This is a genomic window from Hydrogenophaga sp. 5NK40-0174 (genome assembly GCF_040372165.1).
Classification (GTDB): Bacteria; Pseudomonadota; Gammaproteobacteria; order Burkholderiales; family Burkholderiaceae_C; genus Hydrogenophaga.
This window is the reverse complement of sequence record NZ_BAABWG010000001.1, coordinates 1-20,669: the sequence shown is the minus strand read 5'-3', so window position 1 is coordinate 20,669 and position 20,669 is coordinate 1. Positions and strand designations below refer to the sequence as shown.

Annotated in this window: 17 protein-coding genes; 4 read left to right on the top strand and 13 right to left on the bottom strand. The window is 60.1% G+C overall.

Annotated elements, in window-relative coordinates; genetic code table 11:
• Positions 1-21 precede the first annotated feature (21 nt).
• Positions 22-432: a rhodanese-like domain-containing protein gene (locus tag ABWV89_RS00085; protein ID WP_353393032.1), complete on the bottom strand. Its 411-nt coding sequence runs from the start codon at positions 430-432 to the stop codon at positions 22-24.
• A gap of 132 nt (positions 433-564) precedes the next feature.
• Between ABWV89_RS00085 and gpmA the strand changes: the two genes are divergently transcribed.
• The 3 genes from gpmA (at position 565) to ABWV89_RS00070 (ending at position 3,792) form a co-directional block, all read left to right on the top strand.
• Entirely contained in the window at positions 565-1,308 is a 744-nt protein-coding gene (gpmA, locus tag ABWV89_RS00080) for a 2,3-diphosphoglycerate-dependent phosphoglycerate mutase (RefSeq protein ID WP_353393030.1), read from the top strand.
• 169 nt (positions 1,309-1,477) lie between these two features.
• The gene (locus ABWV89_RS00075) at positions 1,478-2,974 is read left to right on the top strand and encodes a S41 family peptidase (RefSeq protein ID WP_353395097.1); all 1,497 of its coding nucleotides are present in this window, start codon (positions 1,478-1,480) and stop codon (positions 2,972-2,974) included.
• 59 nt (positions 2,975-3,033) lie between these two features.
• Complete coding sequence (locus ABWV89_RS00070; RefSeq protein ID WP_353393028.1) at positions 3,034-3,792, top strand: HesA/MoeB/ThiF family protein; 759 nt, start codon at positions 3,034-3,036, stop codon at positions 3,790-3,792.
• A gap of 34 nt (positions 3,793-3,826) precedes the next feature.
• On the opposite strand, the gene ABWV89_RS00065 is transcribed toward ABWV89_RS00070, so the two are convergent.
• Positions 3,827-4,363 (bottom strand): thermonuclease family protein, encoded by a 537-nt coding sequence (locus ABWV89_RS00065; protein ID WP_353393026.1) that lies wholly within the window; start codon positions 4,361-4,363, stop codon positions 3,827-3,829.
• Positions 4,364-4,506: 143 nt separating this feature from the next.
• Here ABWV89_RS00065 and ABWV89_RS00060 point away from each other — a divergent pair, with 143 nt between their 5' ends.
• On the top strand, positions 4,507-6,000 hold the full coding sequence (locus ABWV89_RS00060; RefSeq protein WP_353393024.1) for an SLC13 family permease: 1,494 nt from the start codon (positions 4,507-4,509) through the stop codon (positions 5,998-6,000).
• Here the strand turns inward: ABWV89_RS00060 and ABWV89_RS00055 are convergent.
• The 11 genes from ABWV89_RS00055 to ABWV89_RS00005 all read right to left on the bottom strand — a co-directional run.
• Positions 5,971-6,867 (bottom strand): DUF429 domain-containing protein, encoded by an 897-nt coding sequence (locus ABWV89_RS00055; RefSeq protein WP_353393023.1) that lies wholly within the window; start codon positions 6,865-6,867, stop codon positions 5,971-5,973. The genes ABWV89_RS00060 and ABWV89_RS00055 overlap by 30 nt on opposite strands.
• Entirely contained in the window at positions 6,864-7,745 is an 882-nt protein-coding gene (locus tag ABWV89_RS00050) for an EamA family transporter (RefSeq protein WP_353393021.1), read from the bottom strand. The genes ABWV89_RS00055 and ABWV89_RS00050 overlap by 4 nt, the downstream gene beginning before the upstream one ends.
• A gap of 66 nt (positions 7,746-7,811) precedes the next feature.
• Entirely contained in the window at positions 7,812-8,237 is a 426-nt protein-coding gene (locus ABWV89_RS00045) for a BLUF domain-containing protein (protein ID WP_353393018.1), read from the bottom strand.
• A gap of 31 nt (positions 8,238-8,268) precedes the next feature.
• Entirely contained in the window at positions 8,269-9,003 is a 735-nt protein-coding gene (gene folE / locus ABWV89_RS00040) for a GTP cyclohydrolase I (RefSeq protein ID WP_353393014.1), read from the bottom strand.
• Positions 9,004-9,108: 105 nt separating this feature from the next.
• Positions 9,109-10,404 carry a cardiolipin synthase ClsB gene (gene clsB / locus ABWV89_RS00035; RefSeq protein ID WP_353393011.1) on the bottom strand — a complete coding sequence of 432 codons (1,296 nt, stop codon included), beginning with the start codon at positions 10,402-10,404 and terminating at the stop codon, positions 9,109-9,111.
• Between the two features lie 55 nt (positions 10,405-10,459).
• Positions 10,460-11,191 (bottom strand): endonuclease/exonuclease/phosphatase family protein, encoded by a 732-nt coding sequence (locus ABWV89_RS00030; RefSeq protein ID WP_353393008.1) that lies wholly within the window; start codon positions 11,189-11,191, stop codon positions 10,460-10,462.
• Between the two features lie 80 nt (positions 11,192-11,271).
• A complete protein-coding gene (locus ABWV89_RS00025) occupies positions 11,272-13,461 on the bottom strand; it encodes a site-2 protease family protein (RefSeq protein ID WP_353393005.1) in 2,190 nt (729 codons plus the stop codon).
• Positions 13,446-14,771, bottom strand: a complete 1,326-nt coding sequence (locus ABWV89_RS00020; protein ID WP_353393002.1) for an efflux RND transporter periplasmic adaptor subunit — start codon at positions 14,769-14,771, stop codon at positions 13,446-13,448. Before ABWV89_RS00020 ends, ABWV89_RS00025 begins: the two co-directional genes overlap by 16 nt.
• A gap of 9 nt (positions 14,772-14,780) precedes the next feature.
• A complete protein-coding gene (locus tag ABWV89_RS00015) occupies positions 14,781-15,596 on the bottom strand; it encodes an efflux RND transporter periplasmic adaptor subunit (RefSeq protein WP_353392999.1) in 816 nt (271 codons plus the stop codon).
• Positions 15,593-17,473, bottom strand: coding sequence for a TolC family protein (locus ABWV89_RS00010; RefSeq protein WP_353392996.1), 1,881 nt, complete (start codon positions 17,471-17,473; stop codon positions 15,593-15,595). Before ABWV89_RS00010 ends, ABWV89_RS00015 begins: the two co-directional genes overlap by 4 nt.
• A gap of 27 nt (positions 17,474-17,500) precedes the next feature.
• Positions 17,501-20,669: Ig-like domain-containing protein (locus ABWV89_RS00005; protein ID WP_353392993.1), on the bottom strand; the 3,169-nt coding region annotated here is incomplete at its 5' end.

Below are 20,669 nucleotides of genomic sequence, written 5' to 3'. Positions count from 1 at the left end.
GACAACGCTTGAACGGGATGATCAGGCCTTCTCGACCGGCAAGTTTTCCTTGCGCCAGGCGCCCATGCCTCCGGCGAGGGAATACACCTTCTCGTAGCCCAGCTTCTTGGCCACAGCGACTGCACGATTCGATCGCGCGCCCGAAGCACAGACCATCACCAGCGGCGTCGCCTTGTTCTTGACCACCGAAGGCAGCTTGCTCTCGAGGTCGTTCAGAGGGGCATGCCTGGCTCCGGAAATATGGCCCTGCGCGAACTCATCTGCCTCGCACACGTCCACCACCACCGCCTTGTCGCGGTTCATCAGCATGACTGTTTCAGTCGCATTGACGGACGAGCCACCTCCATTGCCAGAGATGACAGGCCACATTAGAAGGCCGCCAGAAACAACAGCCAGAAGAATCAAATACCAGTTTTCAACAATGAAACTCACGGGGGTCACCTTAGTCGTCGAACCTGAGATTTTAGAATGGAGGCTGAAACAAAGCCAAAGTGCACCGCAAAACCGTACGGTCGAGCCCGCCATCGCACCCCCAATTAACCCCATAAAACCAGTATTTATCACATGTACAAGCTTGTTCTGATTCGCCATGGTGAGTCCACCTGGAACCTCGAGAACCGTTTCACTGGCTGGACCGACGTTGACCTGACCCCCACCGGTGTCAGCCAGGCCATGTCGGCCGGCAAGCTGCTCAAGGCTGAAGGATGGGACTTCGACGTGGCCTACACCAGCGTCCTCAAGCGCGCCATTCACACGCTGTGGCATGTGCTCGATGAAATGGATCGCACCTGGCTGCCCGTGGTCAAGGACTGGCGTCTCAACGAAAGGCACTATGGAGCACTCCAGGGCCTGAACAAGGCAGAAACGGCCAAGGAGTATGGAGACGAGCAAGTGCTGGTCTGGCGCCGCAGCTACGACACGCCTCCACCGGCGCTGGAGGCGAGCGACGAGCGCTGCGAGCGCGGTGACCGCCGCTACAGTGAACTCGACCCTCAGAACGTTCCCCTGACCGAATGCCTCAAGGACACCGTGGCGCGGGTCATGCCTTTCTGGAACGATTCCCTGGCCCCTGCCATCAAGAGCGGCAAACGGGTGGTGGTCTCGGCCCACGGGAACTCGATTCGCGCACTGGTCAAGTACCTCGACGGTATTTCAGACAAGGACATCGTCGGCCTGAACATTCCCAATGGCATTCCACTCGTGTACGAGCTGGATGCCGAGCTCAAGCCAATCAAGCACTACTACCTGGGCGACGCAGAAGCCGCTGCCAAGGCGGCGGCTGCCGTCGCGTCTCAAGGCAAAGCTTGACTGGCCCTGCGAACGGGCATCGGGCGATCTGGGCGCCTTTTGGCGCACAGACTGTTGAGTCTGTCTGGAACTGAACGCCGACAAGATGCTCCAAGGTGTATATTGGCCGTTTACTGCGGCCTGTTCCGCTACAAATTTTGAACTCTGGGATTGATCAATGGGTAAGCAAGTGGGTCACAAGCTGAAAATTGCCGGATGGCTGGCCATTGGCGCCTTCACAGGTGCGATGACGACAGTTCAGCTTCAGGCCATGGCACGCGGTTCGCTCGAGCCTCTTCCGCTGGAAGAATTGCAACAGCTCGCTGCTGTCTTCGGCATGGTCAAGAGTGACTACGTCGAGCCCGTTGATGAGAAAAAGCTGATCTCTGAAGCCATCTCCGGCATGGTGGCCAGCCTTGACCCCCACTCCCAGTACTTCGACAAGAAGTCGTACAAGGAATTTCGCGAGGGCACCTCGGGTCGATTCGTTGGTGTGGGTATTGAAATCACCATGGAAGACGGCCTCGTCAAGGTCGTCTCTCCCATTGAGGACTCCCCTGCCTTCCGTGCCGGCCTGCAGTCTGGTGACCTGATCACCAAGATCGACGACACCGCGGTCAAGGGACTGACCATCAACGACGCCGTCAAGCGCATGCGTGGCGAACCCGATACCAAGGTCTTGCTGACCATCTTCCGTCGCGCAGAAAACCGCACCTTCCCGGTCACCATCATTCGTGAAGAGATCAAGACCCAGAGCGTGAAAGCCAAGGTCGTCGAACCTGGCTATGCCTGGGTTCGTGTCTCCCAGTTCCAGGAACGGACGGTGGCCGACTTCGTCCGCAAGGTGTCGGCCGTGTACCAGCAGGACCCGAACATCAAAGGCCTGGTGCTGGATCTGCGCAACGACCCGGGCGGTTTGCTCGATGCTGCTGTGGCACTGTCTGCCGCTTTCCTGCCTGAAGGCGTAACGGTCGTGTCCACCAATGGCCAGATCCGAGAAAGCAAGGCGATCTTCAAGGCCGAGCCTGAGTACTACCTCCGCCGCGGTGGTCAGGACCCGATCGCCGCATTGACCGAAGCCACCGGTGGTGCGCTCAAGAAAGTACCCCTGGTCATTCTGGTCAATGAAGGCTCTGCCTCTGCCAGCGAGATTGTGGCGGGCGCATTGCAGGATCACGACCGAGCCACCATCATGGGCAGCCGCACCTTCGGCAAGGGCTCCGTGCAGACCGTCCGCCCACTGGGCCCGGACACTGCCCTCAAGCTCACCACGGCCCGCTACTACACGCCTTCTGGCCGCTCCATTCAGGCCAAAGGCATCGTGCCGGACGTGAGGGTGGACGAAACAGCCGAGGGCAACGTGTTCTCGCTGCTGCGCACACGTGAAGCAGACCTGGTCAAACACCTTGACGATGGAAACAACACCGAGAATGCCAACCTGAGCGAGGCAGAAAAGGCCGCCGAACAGGAGCGCGAACGGGCACGCGAAGCGGCACGCAAGCGCCTGGAAGAGCAAGCCAAGAACAACCCCGGACAGCGTCTGGTCCCCGAGTTCGGCAGTGACAAGGATTTCCAGCTGCAGCAAGCCATCAACCAGCTCAAGGGTGTGCCGGTGATCGTCAGCAAATCCCCTGAAGAACCAGAAGGCGAGCGCGAGGGTGAGGGCGAACCAGCAGCCAGGGAATAATTGAGTCAGGGCGTGACTGCCACTGGATGGAGCGCCCGTCGCAGGCGCCTAGAGACAACGTGAACGATCAACAGCTGCTGCGCTACTCGCGCCACATTCTCCTCGATGAACTCGGCGTGGAAGGACAGGAACGGCTCCTCTCTGCCCATGCCTTGGTCATCGGAGCAGGTGGTCTGGGCTCTCCCGTGAGCCTGTACCTCGGCAGTGCTGGCGTTGGGCGCATCACCGTGGTTGACCACGACGCGGTGGATGAAACCAATCTGCAGCGCCAGGTGGCACATACCCTGGCCAGGGTGGGCGAACCCAAAGCCGAATCGGTCAAGCAGGCCATTGCCCAGATCAACCCCGACCCTCAGGTTGTGCCAGTCATCAAACGCGCGGATGAGAGCCTGCTGGAAAGCCTGGTTCCGACGGCCGACGTCGTCATCGACTGCACTGACAACTTCCAGATCCGGCAGGCCATCAACGCTGCCTGTGTCAGACATGCAAAGCCACTGGTATCAGGCGCAGGCATCCGGTTCGACGGTCAGCTCAGCGTCTATGACGTGCGGGACACTTCATCGCCTTGCTATGCCTGCGTATTTCCGGCCACGGAGAATGTCGAGGAAGTGCGGTGCGCCACGATGGGGGTTTTCGCCCCGCTGGTTGGCGTGGTCGGCACCATGCAGGCGGCCGAGGCCCTCAAAATCCTCTCTGGCCTTGGCTCCCGACTGGTGGGCCAGCTCATGATGATCGACGGCCGGGATATGGCGATCAACACCATTGCCCTGCCCCGACAGCCTGGCTGCCCTGTCTGTGGCCCCTTGAGGGCGATCTGAAAAGGCCTTTGCTCAGAGTTCCGTCCAGCCGGGTTCAGCGACAAGGGCCATGGGTCTTCCGAAATTGCCGCGGCTCCATCGCATCGGCATTGGCAAAGATACCCAAACCGGCTTCGCGGGCCATCGATTCTTCGAGCGCATAGGGCCCTTCGTCGCCCTGGTATCGATAAGACCACGCATAGCCGGACGAGACCAGCCACGCGGCCACGTCCTCGTCGCCCAGGAACAGACGCACCAGCGGCCGGCCATAACGGTCCTTCCGACCCTCATCGACCACCACCGTGCGGTTCAGAATTCGCCTGGCCAGCACGTCACGAGACTGCATGCCTCCATCCTGGCAAATCTCCGGGGCATCCATACCGACGATACGCAGTTTGCGCCTGGTACCTCCCGCATCCGGCCTGACCCACACCGTGTCGCCATCCACTACCTTGACGACGCGCGCGTCATAGCCGCCATGAAATGCGGCAGTTTGAGGGGCGCCGCCCGTGTTTTCCGGCACACACCCGGTCAGCCATGAGGCACACAGCAGTGATCCGGTCAACACTGCCAGTCTTGCTCTTTTGTCCATACGCAGAGTCTGCCATGCCTGAGCTCGGCCATCCGCTGGCTGATGCCACAATTGGGGAACGGCTTGTCCTTTTCTCTTTCTCCGTTCTCGCTTGTCACTTCTGACGCTTTGCCGGACCCAGCCTGACTCAGCCGCCCTGCAGCATGCCCGATATTGACGACCGCCCCCCATCCATGGCACTCACCGACCGGGTTGCCCAGGTGGGACGTTGGGTGGGACCGTTGGGTGCCATCACTGTCTGGTGGCTCACCAGCGATACTGACGCGCTCTCCCAAGGGGGCCGGCTCACGGCAGCCATCGCAGTCTGGGTTGCCCTGTGGTGGATGACAGAGGCCATTCCGCTGCCCGTCACAGCCTTGCTGCCCGCCATAGCGCTCCCCTTGTCCGGTGCGACGGACGCCCGGTCCGCATTGTCACCCTACGCATCGGAAATCATCTTTCTGTTCATGGGCGGCTTCATCATCGGCTTGTCCATTCAACGGTGGAATCTGCACACCCGCATTGGCCTTCGCATCGTCAGAGCTGTCGGGACGGCACCGACCCGACTGGTAGCAGGCTTCATGCTGGCCTCCGCTTTGCTGAGCATGTGGATTTCCAATACGGCGTCAGCCATGATGATGCTGCCAGTGGGCCTGAGCGTGTCGCAATTGGTCGGGAGTCGCCTTCCCTCGGACGCGCCCGAATCCCTGACAGGCTTGCGCCACTTGCGACTGAACCTGATGCTAGGCATTGCGTACGGCGCATCCATCGGCGGGCTGGGCACTTTGATCGGCTCTCCACCCAACCTGGTGCTCGCCAATTTCGCGCGCGACCAGTGGGGTCTGGACATCAGCATGACAGACTGGATGGCAGTGGGCATCCCTGCGATGCTCGTCCTGCTGCCCGTCGCCTGGCTCTGGCTGGTTCGCTTTGCGTACCCCATGCACCTCAACCTCGATGCGCAGCTCAAGGCTGCCATCGACGAAGACCTGAGCCACCCGCACCCCATGGGCCGGGGCGAGAGGATTGCGCTCGCCGTGTTCATCGGCACGGCACTGGCCTGGGTAGCCCGTCCCTGGCTGAGTCAATGGCTGGGTTTGCCGGGTCTGACGGATTCGGTCATTGCCATGACAGGCGCCCTGCTTCTGTTCGTGGTCCCGGTGGACACATCTCGCCGACTGTTCGCCATGGATTGGGACAGCGCCAAAGCACTTCCCTGGGGCATCCTGCTTCTGTTTGGCGGCGGCCTCAGCCTGGCTCACGCCATTCAGCTCAACGGCGTCGACGCCTGGCTGGCCAGTACATTCCATCAGCTGCGCGGCGTCAACGACCTCTGGGTCCTGCTCGGTGCCACGCTCTTCATCATCGTCCTGACCGAACTCACCAGCAACACCGCCGTCACCAATACGTTCATCCCTGTCCTCGCGGCGGTGGCAGCAGGCTTGGGGCTGGCTCCCTTGCCTCTGCTGTTCTCGGCCACCCTGGCGGCCAGCTGCGCGTTCATGCTTCCGGTCGCAACGCCACCCAATGCGATTGTCTATGGGTCAGGCCATGTGCAGATCGGCGAAATGGTTCGGGCTGGCGCAATGCTCAACCTGCTCGCCACCCTGGTCATCGTTGCGCTGGTTTCAGCTCTCGGTGGAATGCTCCCCGGCTGAGACAATCCACCCTTCCAGAGGATCGAACGGTGGCAATCCCCAGCATGCATGGCCAGCTTCATGCTGTTTGAGGGCCCATGCCGCTTCCATCATGCACAGCACAGCATCGAGCGTGTCTCCCGTCGGGTCTTCAACCAGCTCGTCACGCTGGGCATGACTCATGCGCAGTCGCAGCCCTGATTTCCTCAACAACGGCGCACTCCCCATGTTCAGAGCTTCCACCAGATCACGGCGTGCCAGCAGCCTCTGCGGAGTCTGCCTGGACTTGTCGTCCGACTTGTAGCTGGTGCTGCCCAGTACGCTGCGCGCCAGCATTCCCGGGTAAGCCTCCAGGGCCACGCGACAATCATCGCCAGGATGGAGTCCGGGCAGACACACGCCTGCTTTGAGCAATGCCGGCAGCCCTGCATGCATCATGAAGGCGACTGGCGGATTGACCCACTTCATGCTGGGGCTCGAACCGGCAGGGCGGTCGGTCAGGCGATGCGCGAACTTTGCGCCAGCCGGCCGCTGATCGCAAAAGGCTTTGAAGCTGGATCGGACCTCTGATCGGTCCATGGCACAAAAATGACTCACACATGCCATCCAGTCGGCAGGCCACCCAAGCGTCTCCGTCAGCTCCCTGGGCAAGCCAAAGGGAAGGTCAAAGCCGCCCACCCAGTTCGAGTTTTCAGACAGGCTCGTCGTCCAATCATCCAGCGATGCATAGCGTTCGATGACACCCAGCAGCACAGCCGTGCCCTGCATGCGGCCAATGGCTGTCACAACCGGCTTCCGACGCGACGGCGCACTGGTGAAATCACAGCCGATCAAAGACCAGCCAACGCTATCGAGGCTGCCCTCTCCTGAGTTGACGCCACGACTCATCCAAGCCCCAGGGCCACGACGCCCAGCGCAATGGCACACGCACCCACAATGCGTACCCCGCGGTCGCTTTCGCCCAGCAAGTGGCCGCCTATCACGGCCGCAAACAACATGGAGACTTCGCGCGCTGGCGCCACATGCGACAGTGGTGCCATTTGCATGGCATACATCACGAGTACATAGGCCACTGGCCCAAAAACACCGACGATGGCCGCTGACCGCCATTGCGTGCGCCACAACTGCACAGTCTCCGCCCGGTCACGCAGAACTGTAGGCGCCAGCACAGCCAGACGCACGAAATTGCCCATGTAGTCGACCAGTATGGGGGAGAGCAACAGCACTTTCACAGCATAACCATCGACAAAGGTATAGCTCGCGATAAAGACACCGGTCAGCAAGCCATACATGACGCCAGCCCTCAGCCGGTTGCGCGACGCTTCATCCCTGCCTTGCCGCCAGAGTGCAGGCCCTCCGGCGACAAAGAACACCCCCAGAACAATGCCGACAATCCCCGACGCTGCCACCAGCGAGATGCGCTCTCCCAGCAATGTGATGGCCAGCAAGGAAGTCAACAATGGCCCTGAGCCTCGCGCCAGAGGATAGACCACCGTCAGGTCACCCTTGCGGTAGCCCCGAAGCAAGGTCACGAAGTAGATGACATGGACCACCCCACTGACCGTGACTGCCGTCCAGGCCCGCCAGTCCCAATGGGGAACCGATTCGTGCCCGACCCAGAGGGCCAGCGGCGCCCACACCACGCCCATGACGACCGATGTGAAGAAGGCAAACCGCGCGTCACCCGATGTCCGCTTGGCCACGATATTCCAGCCAGCATGAATAAGCCCGGCCAGAACAACAAGGGCGAACGCTTGCCAGGGCATATCCTGCCCTCAGCCAAAGAAACAGTGGGCCGCCGCTTTCAGCGCAACTGCAAGCTGCGCGGGCATTCAGGCACGGCCGATGATGCTGGCTGTCGCCATCAGCTCTTCCAGCAAAGCCAGCGACACTTTGCCAGAGACGCTGTAAGGATCGAACTCGGGGCGCTCCGAGTATTTCAGCACAATGGATGTGTTGAGTTTGGAGAGATTCACTTGCCCCATGGTCCAGCCACCGAACCGTCGTTCACTGATTTCTTCGTAATGCAGCAATACCACGTCCTGGTGGCGCTCATCTGCCGCAATGTGGTTGTACAGGTTGTTGACTGCAGAGCGGCCACCTTCAATGGCCTGAAGGAATATCCCGCCGCCATAGCAAAGCACACCCGTGATGCCGTTGTGCAAGTTGTGTGCGCGCGAAACCTCAAGAATGCCGTCAATGGCATTTGAACTGTGTGCTTCCGCTGCACGGCTGACATAGAGCAATCGAACCAGCATGGTGAAGATAATGGGCTAGGTCAGATGGATTTCAGGACCGGCGAGGTATCAGCGAGAGAAACTCGCGGCGCAAGTTGGGGTCCTTGAGGAACACGCCGCGCATCACGGAATTGATCATGCGGCTGTCCATGTCTTTCACCCCACGCCAGGCCATGCAATAGTGGCTGGCCTCCATCACGATAGCCAGGCCGTCGGGCTGCGTCTTCTCCTGGATCAGGTCGGCCAGCTGAACAACCGCCTCTTCCTGGATCTGCGGACGCCCCATGATCCACTCTGCCATTCGAGCGTACTTGGACAGCCCAATGACGTTGGTGTGCTCGTTGGGCATGACACCGATCCAGATCTTTCCGATCACTGGACACAGGTGGTGGCTGCACGCACTTCGCACGGTAATGGGCCCCACAATCATCAACTCATTGAGGTGCTCCGCATTCGGAAACTCGGTGACTTCAGGGCCGGTGACATATCGCCCACGAAACACCTCGTTGAGATACATCTTGGCCACTCGCCTTGCCGTATCGCCCGTGTTGTGGTCGTTTTCCGTGTCGATGACCATGGCGTCGAGAACGCCCTGCATCTTGTCCGTGACTTCCTCGAGCAGCTTCTCCAGCTCGCCTGGTTCGATGAACTCGGCAATGTTGTCGTTCGAGTGAAAGCGCTTGCGCGCCTGTTGGATGCGCTCGCGGATCTTGACGGAGACGGGCACACCCACGTCTGCGTCGGAGCTATCGGCTTTCGTCATGTCGGCGTCGGATTTCATGAGCATGGAGCATGCTACCACTTTGAGCGAGCAAGCGTGCAAAAAGCTCTAAAAATCAAGCACTTGCAACGGGGTCAATGGTCTCTGGCGTCGCCTTGGAGACCCCGCACCTCAATAGCGATGCCCCGTCAGAAACAGCAGGGTCCGCATCAAGGCAAATGCAATGCGGTCAAACGCCCTTTGCCGCCACGGACGTGCCGCCAGGACCTTGGCATCGAGTTTCCGGCTGGCATGCTCGATTTCATTCTCAAGACTGGCAAAAAGCAGCTGCGCGAAACGCGGGTCGGTTGTCATGACATTCGCCTCTCTGGCCAGCAGCAGTGAAAGCGGATCGAGGTTGGTGGACCCCACAGTGGCCCAGCGCTGATCCACCACAGCCACCTTGGCATGCAAAGCGCTTGGCTCGTATTCGAACAGCTCGATACCAGCAAGTGTCAGTGAGTTGTAGACGGGCCGTGCTGCATGGTACTGGAAGAAGTTTTCGTACTTGCCCTGCAGCAGCAAGCGAACAGAGACACCTCTTTGCCGCGCCATGATCAAGGCTTTTCGGAGACGTCGTCCGGGAACGAAATACGCGTTCGCGATCAATATGGATTGCCTCGCCTCGCCGATGGCTTTCAGGTAAGCCTTCTCAATGTCTGCCCGGTGACCGACGTTGTCTCGCAGAACCAGCGCTGCACTGGCATCATCCACCGCGCGTAGCTCGGCTGCCGAACTGTTGACCCAGGACCCGCCTTCGCCCGCGGCGGGAATGCCCGAGGACTTCTTCTCGCTGTCCTTTCGCGAAAAGAGTTTCTTGAGATCTGGCGACGATCCATCGCCCTGGACCACACCCCATGCTGCCCTGAACTCTCGCCGACGAATACGGCGAACCACCTGCATGCGCCACCACAGCTGCTCCATCCCTGCCGCCATGTCAGTCACCAAAGGTCCGGTCACCCTAAGCGAGTAGTCCAGCCGCGGCTCTTTCAAATGGCCAAGGGCCACATCATCGCGGTCATCGATGATGTTGATCCCGCCGCAAAAGCCCACTTCGCCGTCGACCACGCACAACTTGCGGTGCAGGCGTCGCCAGCGGCTGGGAATCAGGAGGCCAAGCCGGCCCAGCGGTGCGTAATGCGTCCAAAGAACGCCTGCCGCATTCAGTCTTGCACGCCACTCGGGCGGCACGGAGGGAGAGCCGACCCCGTCGATGACCAGCCGCACTTCCACTCCTCGGCGGGCGGCCCTGATCATGGCTTCGGCCACACCGATCGCACCACCGGCAAACTCGAAGATATAGGTCTCGAGATGCACCAGTTCTCGCGCCGCATCCATGGCTTCAACAAGTGCGGGAAAGAACTCGCCACCGCCCTGCAGCAACGTCAGATGGTGCCCAGGCTGCATCTGACCGAGCGCGCTGGGCATCCCTGGATGCATCTCGAGAGAGTGCGGGGAAGACGCGCCCAACATCGACAGCCTCTCAATCGAGTTCGAGGTCCGCGATCAGCGGCAAATGGTCAGACATGCGGGACCACGCACGGCCATGCGGCACATGCGCCGTTCTCAGTGAAAGTCCTCGGCAGTAGATGCGATCCAGGTGCAAGAGAGGAAGCCTGGCCGGATAGGTGGGAAGCCGAAGACCCTCAAACGTCTTCAGGCCCAGCGCGTCCATGGGCCGAATCAACTGAGCGCCCCAGTCGTTGAAGTCACCCGCCACGATCAGGGGCGCATCATCCTGCACTTCTCGCGCGATGAACTCCCCCAGACGGCGAACCTGACGCTCCCGGCTGGCATGGATCAGCCCGAGATGAACCACGACCACATGGACCAGTTTCTGCTCTACCAGCAACTGCACGTGAAGCAGGCCGCGCTGCTCGAACCGGTGATCCGACACATCGGCATGCCCACTGCCCAGGACCGGCCACCGTGACAGCAGCGCATTACCGTGTTCACCATGGCGTGTATAGGCGTTGGTCTTGTATACCGCCTCATAGCCTTCAGGCGACAGGTAATCTGCCTGACCCAGGCTTGGCCATTGGGTGAAGACACGCTCGAACTTGCGATTGTTCAGGCGGACTTCCTGCAAGCAGACGATATCGGCATCGATCTGCTCGACGGCATGAACCAGGTTGTGAATCTCAAGCCGGCGCGCCAGACCGAGGCCTTGCACACCTTTGTGAATGTTGTAGGTAGCGACACGAACAATGCCCATAGGCACCGATCATCTCACGACACAAGAGTCGCACATACGGGTTTTTGAAGCACACACACCGCCGGGTGTGTGACAACATGTCAAAAACCGCTCTCCCTGACGAAAACCGACACCACGCGTCGCGTAGCCCGTGCCAACAAGGAGTGCGCGTCACCTTCGATCACGACCCTAGCGGCCATGGCGGCATGCGTCACCGGGGGCTCGTCGATCTTCACGCGGACCCTGAACAGGGCATCCTTGGGGACCCGACCAATGTCCTGCCCATTGATCTGGCCATCCGGCGGCTCAACGGTGACGATGGGGCCACCATGCTGAGCATCCAGAGCTTCGGAAGGCAGTGAGTTGATCCGCGAGACGTCGATGGCCTCGACCACGCCAGACAGCCATTGGTCAGGACTGGTCATGACGCGTACCCGCGCCGTATCGCCCACCTCGATCAAGGCCAGGTCGGCCTCTTCTACCAGCGCATCGACCACCCAGCTTGACCGGTCGATCAGCATGGCCAGCGGCTGCCGGCTCTTCACCCAGCCGCCCTCCGACAGAAGCGGGTCGATGTCGACCAGTTCGCCAGCAAAAGGCGCCCTGAGAGTGAGCCGCGCGCGTTCGTCAGAGCTGAGCTTCGCTTCCGCCTCGAACATGGCCTTTTGTGACTGAAGCGTTCGCCTTTGCGCCTCTCCATCAGGCAATCCGAGCAGGCCAGCAATCTGTTCCTCTCGCGCACGAGCAAGTGCGCTGGCCCTATCCTGTGCGATCGACAACGAACGGGAATCGAGCGTCAACAAGGTGGCACCAGCAGTCACCGGCCCTGCCACAGGCAGCTTGACCAGCTGCGCAGGAAATGGCGCATGGATGAGGTGCTGGTTTCGGGCGTGCAGCCAGCCCTCGCCTCGAATGCTGCTCTGAAACGGCATCACCAGAACCACCAGGCCTGCCAGGCCCGTGAGCCACATCGCAGCTTTCCTTGAAGGCAAGATCTCATCCTTTCTGCTTTTCCACACAGCCAGCTCCTTCACAACAGGTTTGCCGATGAACCAGAACAGCTCAAAGGCCATCATGACGATGCCAAGCACCTTGAAAAAGAAGTAGTACACCAGCGCTGCGATGCCGAGAAACACCACCAGACGGTAAATCCAGGTCGTCAATGCAAAGGTGATCAGCGCCTTGCGCTTGGCATCCGGCACCGTCTCAGGCCAGTCATCGCCAAAGCCCAGCAGCGCCCGCCGCAGCCATGTCTGCGCCATGGCAGACGAGCGCTGGTGCAGGTTGGGCATATCCAGTATGTCACTGGCAATGAAATACCCGTCAAACCGCATGAATGGACTGGCATTGATCAGGAGCGTCATGACCCAGCTTGTCGTCGCCAGGAAAAAGAGTCCGTTTCGCAGAGGCCCGTCACTGGTGATACTCCAGAGAAAGGTTGACAGCCCTGCCAAAGCCAGTTCAACCGCCATGCCTGCAGAGGCGATTCGCAACCGTTGCCGATTGTCCTTGAGGCGCCAGCTTTCACCGGTATCGGTGTACAGCATGGGAAACATCACCAGGAACGCCACTCCCATGTGAGCGACACGCACGCCATATCGCGTGGCGGCAAGCGCATGTCCAAGCTCATGACAGGTCTTGGCAAACACCAGGGCCACCCCATAGCCCAGCACCCCCGAGAGGCTCAGGTTGTCGACAAACGTGTGTGCAAAGACATCCCATTGGCGCGACACCAGATACAGGCCGACAAAGGTCAGCCCCATGATCAACCATGCCACAAGGCCCCAAGGCATTGATTGCAACCATGGGCGCAAGGCTTCAAGCTTCTGCTGAGGCCGAACCAGCGGGATTCTGAAGAACAGGTAGTTGTGAAACAGCCAGTCGAATGTCGACTTCTTCTGTCGATTGAGCCTGCTGACCAGACGCCCCACATCCGACGGCTGTGCAGCTTTGAGTAACTGGTTGTCAGACAGAAACTCGACCATTTCCTTCACGTCCGCCAGGGTAGCGTTCAAAGGGGTGGCTTGATTGATCTGACTCAATGCTGCTCGAGCCTCACCCATGTCCCAGTGCAGCAAAAGCTCAAATTCAAGCCAGCCAATGCGGAAAAACCGGTTGTTTACCGGGTCCTGGATCATCCAGGCAGGCGTTCCGTCATGGTTGGCGGCTGCTTCAAACAGCTTGAGCTCGTCCCGGATGGCGGGCAGCGGTATCGGCTTCGGCGCCTGCCGGGGCTTGACGACATTGACCTTGGTCGACAAGGTCTCGGAGGCGTTTACAGTCCGGTCCATTCGCGCACCGTTGCCAATGGGCGTCTGAAGAGGTAGTAGCCAAGAAACACCCATTCGCCAGACAGGCGTGCCGTTCCTCGCAAGCCAATGCGGGGCAGCGGCTCACCATCGTTGAAGCGAGCTCGAAGGCGGTACGATGCCACGCCATCCTGGCTAAGTGACGATTGGTAGCTGGACTCGAACACCCTGGCATCACGAGGTCCCAACGGGTCGGTGTGCAGGAACATGCGCACGGGGGCATCTTCTTCAAGCTCGATGGCATCGGACGTTCCCAGCCAGATCAGCATGCCTGCGTCTTCCGGCTGTGCCAGTTGCATGACTCGCTCACCTGTCTGCACTGGACGCCCGATCCAGTCGTTGGGATCACTGAAGATGGCCACCCCATCGCGATCTGCCCGAACTTCCACACGCTTGGCTTGCTCCTCAACAGCGGCCAGCTCAGCCTCTTTTTCCCGCACCTTGCCCAGCGCTACCGCCACTTCGGCTTTGCTTTGAACGTCGTCAAAAGCTCTTTGCTGAGCAATGTGTGCATCGGCACGCGCCACCTCCAGAGCCTTCTGGGCCACTTGTCGCTTGTTGGTCAACACCGTGTCATCAAGCGAGAACAGAAGATCTCCTGTTGCGACCCGCCCGTTGGGTGCCACAGCAAAGGCGCCGATCACGCCATCTTGTGGCGCAGCCACCGCCAATGCATTCAGAGCAATCACTTCCGCAGGGGCTAGAACCGACAGTCGAACCGGCACAAACATGGCTCCGAGCAGCAGCAGAAGCCACCATTTGGCCCGTCCGCGACCGAACCAGTTTCCGAGCCTTGCCCATACGGACGGTCTTCTGTTCTTCAGCGCAAGGTAGCAGTTTGCATAGGTCAGGTGCAGGCGCCCAAGAAGCTGGACTTCCTGCTCCGACCAAGGTGTTTCCCTTGCATAAAGGGCGATCGCCAGTTCTTTGCCATCGGCGGACTTGACGGGCACCACCAGCAGATGATCCGGCAGCCACTCTTCCCAGCCGTCCTTGTCGTCTGGAGCCGCATTCTCGAAGTCAAGGCAATGCACATTGCCGTCGCGCGGCAATCGTTGCGCGAACCTGGTCAGCCATACCGCGAATGGAGAATCGTTGGCGACGCTGACAAGGCCCGAGGCAGCCTGTAGCGACAATCGGCCCATCTGCTGCTCGAACAACGCCGCCTGACGGTACGACGCCAGGGCGTGTGTCTCATTGACAATGGTAAAGCGCAAAGATGGCAGCCCGGTGGCTGCCATCGCTCGCGCCTCGATCTGAAGCAAGACGCCCAGATCAGGCGTGTCGGACATTGCTATCGGTCAGTTCGCTGATGAGAAAGTTGCCTGCCCACTCATGCCTGGCAAAAGGTCTTCGTGGAGCTCCAGCATCGTACCTTCAACCTCGATGGTCTGACTGACAGGGTCGATACGGCTGTTGATCAGCCGCAAGCGAGCCTCGTAGGTTTTGCCAGTCTCATCCACCTTCACGGAAAAACGATTTCCCGGCGCCAGCTGCTTGAGCCACTTCGATGGCACGTTGGCTTTGACTCTCATGTGTCCCGACCGGACCAGGTCCAGCAGAGGCTGTCCAGCCGTCACGCTCATGTAGTTCTTGACATGCAGATTGGCCGTATTGCCCGCCCAGGGTGCACGGATCGAGCACTGTGAGATCTGGAACTGCTGCAAGTCAACCTGAGCCTTGTTCTTGGCGACTTCGCTGGCAGCCAGGGAGACTTCCACGTCGCTGGCCTGCTCCAGGCCCTGCATCCGCAGCTTGGCTTCGTACTGATCGTTGGCCGCGGCCAGTTCTGCCTTGGCCATGGCCAGCTTGGCCTGATGTTCGTCACAGTCAAGCTTGACCAGCACGCGCCCCTTGCTGAATGGCTGACCCAAGGCAGCATAGACCATGACGATTCGACCAGCCACAGGGCTGGCCAAAGTGGTCTCACCTGCAGCGATAACCAGTGCACGCACCGGCTCGGACATCGACACAGTCGCTGCCGGAGCAGCAGGCTGAGCACCCGCCGGGCCGGCAGCCCACGACAGGCCGGAGGCAGACAGGGCTCCGACCAGGGCGAACGGCGCCGACAGCTGCCGAATGCGGCGAAGGGTCAACTTGGAGAAATAGGAGGTCATTCAGCGTTCAGCCAGGTTTTGATATCGCCGAGCTTGGCGTTCATGGCCGCCATCAGGCTCGACTCATACATCGAACGGCGTGCATCTGCAGGCAAAGTGGTTGCAAAGCGGGCTTCCTGCTTCACCTGACCATCTTCGCCCACCAGACCCAAGGTCCACGATGCGCGCTCGACACCATTGGTCGGGGTGGACGCGAACGACAAGCGCAGCGACTGGCCCTGACCACCTTCAGTTTCGATGTCATGTCGGTTCAGGAGTTCCGCCACCATGGCCTTCATCCGAACTTGCTGAATCGGATCTTCAATGCCGGCGAGGTCGAGTCGCACGGAAGGGGCACGTCCAAACAGGTTGGATGACATGGAGAAGGCATCCTGCTGGACAGCATTGAGGTGCTGCCCGACACGGGTGGTCAGCTCTTGCAGGTTGTTGTCTTCAAAATCATCAGCGATCGGATCGAATCCAACCGAGTTGTACAGTCGTCCGAAGGCAATGTGAGCGTTGGCATAGGCGTTGGCACGCTGGTACGCGCCCAACACTGCCTTGGCTTCCGTGCGGATGGCTTCAAGCTCGCTATCGAGCTTGGAGGAAACCGACGCACGTGTGTAGCCTGCCAGACGTTCGTCCACCTGAGCAGCCTGATCGGCCAGCTTGTAGTCCTGTAGAGCCATGCGATAACGCTCTGCAGCCACACGCGTTTGCGTCAGAATGGCCATGGAAAGCGCCATGCGGCGAGCCTTGTCCGTCTCTTCCTGATACTTCTGGGCGCGATTCATGGCCGGAATGGACACCAGACGCATCAGGTTCCATGCCACGTTGACACCACCTTCGCTCCAGCCGCTGTTGTAGAGGAAGCGATTGGAGTCATGGTATTTGCCAAAGCTGATCGACAGACCGGGGAGAAGGCCAAGAATCTGCTTGCGCGCCTCATCAGCCGTGATGCGCTTGCGGAAATCCTCTTCGCGCAGTTCCGGCCGCTGCAGCAGAGCGGTCTCCTCGAGCTTGTCCATGTCGCGAGGCGCTGCGGGCAGCTCCAGCTCTTTGGCTTCGGCCACCGAGAACGTCACGCCGCTTGGCACGTTCATCAAAGCCGCCAGTTCACGCTTGGCGAACTCCAGGTCCTGGCGACGCTGGTTCAGAAGCGTCGTGGCATCGAGCAGCGCACGTTGATACTTGAGCGCAACGCCAGGAGGAATGATCTTCTGTTTCTCAGCTTCCTGTGAGCGGTTCAAGGCCACATTGGCCTTCTTCATGATCTCGTCTGCCTTGGCTTCCAGGCGCTGGGCACCCAGAGCACGCCAATAGGCGGCGCGAACGTCCTGCATCAGGTTTTGCACCACTTTGCGGCGGCGCTCTTCGGCGATCAGGAACTGGTCGCTCTGCTGGCGAGCGCGGTAGTAGGAAACGCCAAAATCCAGAACATTCCAGGAGAACTCGATGCTGCTCAGGTTGTGGCGGCGCTCGTCCGAGCTGGTGGGACGATCAGAGACCTCTCCATCGAGAATGCCAATGCTGGTGCCACCACTGAAGTTGTTGCGGTCGCGATAGCCAGCCGACGCTACCAACTGCGGCAGCATGTCCATGCTGGCATAGTCCGTCAGGCCCAGTGCCAGCGCCGACTCCATGCGCTTGAGTCGATAGTCCAGGTTGTACTTCAGTGCACGGGCGATCGCTTCTTCCATCGACACAGGAGCTTGAATTTTCTCCTGGTTTTCGTACATGAGTGCCGTGTCTTCCTTGACACGGTCGCGCACCTCATCTGCCGTCAGAGCCTTGGGTGCGACGCTACAGCCAGCCATGACGGCAGCACACGCCAATACCACCGCGCTGCGCGCGAGCAGCGAGTTGCGCTGAGCGGTGATTGCTTGGTTCTTTTTCATTGTCATTTCCTCTTCAGAATGATTTGATCAGCTTTTAACGGCAGTGCGGGTAACAGGTCGGGTGCTTGCACCCCAGTCGGATGCCATGCGAGACAGTTGGGCACGGAAACCCACAGCGGCTTTCGGCTTATCTACTGCTATTTCGGTCGTATGGTCAGTCACTTGAGCCTGTCCCTCTACATTGGTTTCAATCTGCTCCGCTTTCAGCGAGTCACTGCTCTCTGCAGCAACCACACTTCGGGCGGCTTCTGGCCTTTCAGGAGCCGCTTCAGCCACAGCAGATTCGCTACCCTCCGGCGCGGCTGCGCCCAAGGCAAACGGATCCAGCAAGCTGTCGAAGACCGGATTGGCCGAGTTGAGCGAATTGATCGCAGCATCCCGGACTTCCGCCTCCACTTGCGATGAGCGAACCGCCAACTGAACATGCAGCGTGTGCGACATATCCAGCGGCTCGTGACGCACAGCGTGCTGCACAAACAGCGAAGGCTGCATGGAGAGCTCGTCCGGAGAGCGGAAGAGCAAGCCATCCGGCCGCATCGCCATTGCCTCACCCATCAGCGGAGCGCCCGCCTGAATTCCTCCTGTGATCGAACCACGAATCGCGGCTTCTGTCTGAGAATTACCTACAGCGTACAGAACGTGCAATGAGTTGGTAGCAGGATAAGGGATATATTGCACCGGCAAATTCGGTGTTTCAGACTCATCTCCCCAGCCAGGCTGGCGAATGTCCTCAGGCGCGGGTGCCGGCGGAACCACTGCCACAGGGGCAGGTGCTGGTGCAGGCGTGGGCGCTGGTGCCGGCGAAGGTGCTGGTGGCAACGAAGTTGGTGGCTGCGCCACGTCTTCAAAGCTCAGCGTCGCTGTGCTGGTCAGAGCGCCATCGGAAAGCGTGTACGTGACCGGCGGCACTGGGCCAAGGTAGCCTGCATCCGGATCGAACGTGAATCCGCCATCCGGATTGATCACCAGCGTACCCACTCCCGGAATGACCGTCAGCGTACCAGCTGCAATCGGGCCCGGCAGACCGGCAATAGTGAAGTCGACGACTTGCAGCGGATCACCCTCGGGATCCGAATCGTTGTCGATCACGTTACCGCTGACGGGCTCGTCAGGGACAGTTGGCACCGGCCCGTCGTCCACGGCCACTGGAGGATCATTCACCGGGTTGATGGTGATGTTGATCGTCGCGGTGGCAGGATTGCCTTGCGGGTCGACCACCGTGTATTGCACCGGCACCGGCGTGGTGTTGAAGTAGTCTGGCACCGGATCGAACGTCAGGCGTCCGTCTGGCTCCAGGCTCATTTCACCGATGGGGGTCACTCCGTCTGCCGGATCGTAGATCGTGATCGGGCTGCCCACACTGATGGGTTGGCCGTTGATCTCGGTGATCGAAAGCGGCTCGCCTTCGGGATCAATGTCATTGGTCCGCGGATCAAAGGTGACAGGCTCATCTTCCTGTCCGACCACCGTGTCATTCACAGCAATCGGTGGATCGTCAACGCCATCGACCAGAAGCGTCAGATCTGCCGTGGCTGTGTCTGCGCCATCCGTCACCGTGTAGGTGACCGGCGGCACAGAACCTTCAAAGCCCGGTTCCGGTGTAAACGTGTAGCTGCCGTCGGGATTGACGATGAGCTCGCCCACTGATGGCAGTGTGACAGTCGTCCCAGCTGGATACGTCGTGCCTCCAACCGTGAACTCCGTCACCGTCAGCGTATCCCCATCAGGATCGCTGTCGTTGCCCAGAACATTTCCGCTGACCGGTGTATCCGGCGGCGTCACTTCCGAGTCATCCACCGCGACAGGGGCGTCATTGGCTCCGTTGACCACGATCGTCAACGTTGTTGTCGCGGTCTCGCCGGACGGGTCGGTCACCGTATAGGTAAAGGTCTCCGACACCGACTCACCCGCACCCAGAGCCTGAGTGGCCGGGTTGGGCTGGTACACATAGGAACCATCCGGGTTGAGCGTCAATGTACCGTTGGTACCGGTCACAGGCTCGCCCACCAGGGCAGGGTCACCGTTGACTTCTGCCACGGACAGCGTATCGCCATTCGGGTCGACATCCTGACCTGCAGGGCTCTGGATCACGCCATTGGCGGCATCTACCGTCAAGGTGTCATCTTCGCCAACAGAGTTGGTGTCCGGGTTGGCCACAGGCGGAAGATTGTCTTCGCCCACGTTGACGGTAACCGTCGCAGTGCTGGTCTCTCCATCAGGATCGGCCACCGTGTAGTCAAAGGTGGCAGGTCCCATGAATCCCGGGTCGGGCAGGAACACCAGACGATCATCGCTTGGGTCATCCGGCGTGCCACCGTTGTCGAGGGCCACAATGCCTTCGCCAGGGATCACCACCGGAGTGCCCGGAGTGATCGGGGTACCGTTGACTTCGGTGATGGTCAGCGGATCACCATCAGGGTCCGAGTCGTTGCCCATCACGTCGATGGTCACTGGCGTGCCCACCGGCGTGTTGGTCACGTCGTCCGTGGCCACTGGCGGATCATTCTGCGGAAGCACGTCCACATGCACAGGGGCTTCCAGTGCCGTGCCAACCTGGTCTTCGGCGGTATACGTGAAGTCCACCGGCCCGTTGTAGCCAGGTGCAGGCGTGAACAGCAGTGTGTCATCCGTCGGGTCGCCCGGGGTACCACCATCGAGGATCTCGACCGTGCCAATCGGAGTGCCCGTGACGGGGTCCTGCAGCGCGACTGGCGTGCCCGGAGCAACCGGCTGACCATTGATTTCGGTGATCGTCAATGGGCCATCACTGCCAGGCGCATCGTTGGCCAGCACGTCGATTTCCACCGGTGTGTCTTCGTTCGTGGTTTCGTTGTCACCAACAATCGATGGCGTGTCTGTTCCGCCGATCACGGTGATCCTCAGATCTGCCGTGTCAGTGTCTGTTCCATCGGACAACGTATAGGTGATCACCGGTACGTCACCCGAGAAGCCAGCCTCTGGCGTAAACGTATAGCTGCCATCGCCGTTGATCACGATGTCACCCACGCCAGGCATGTTGAACGGCGTCCCCATGACAGGTGTTCCGGCGACACCGGCGACCACGAATCCGTCGACTGTCAGAGTATCTCCCTCTGGGTCGCTGTCCACACCGTTGCCGGTGTTGTTCGTGATCACGTTTCCACTGACCGCAACACCTTCCGGTGTGAGCCTGGTGTTGTCAGTCGCCACCGGCGCA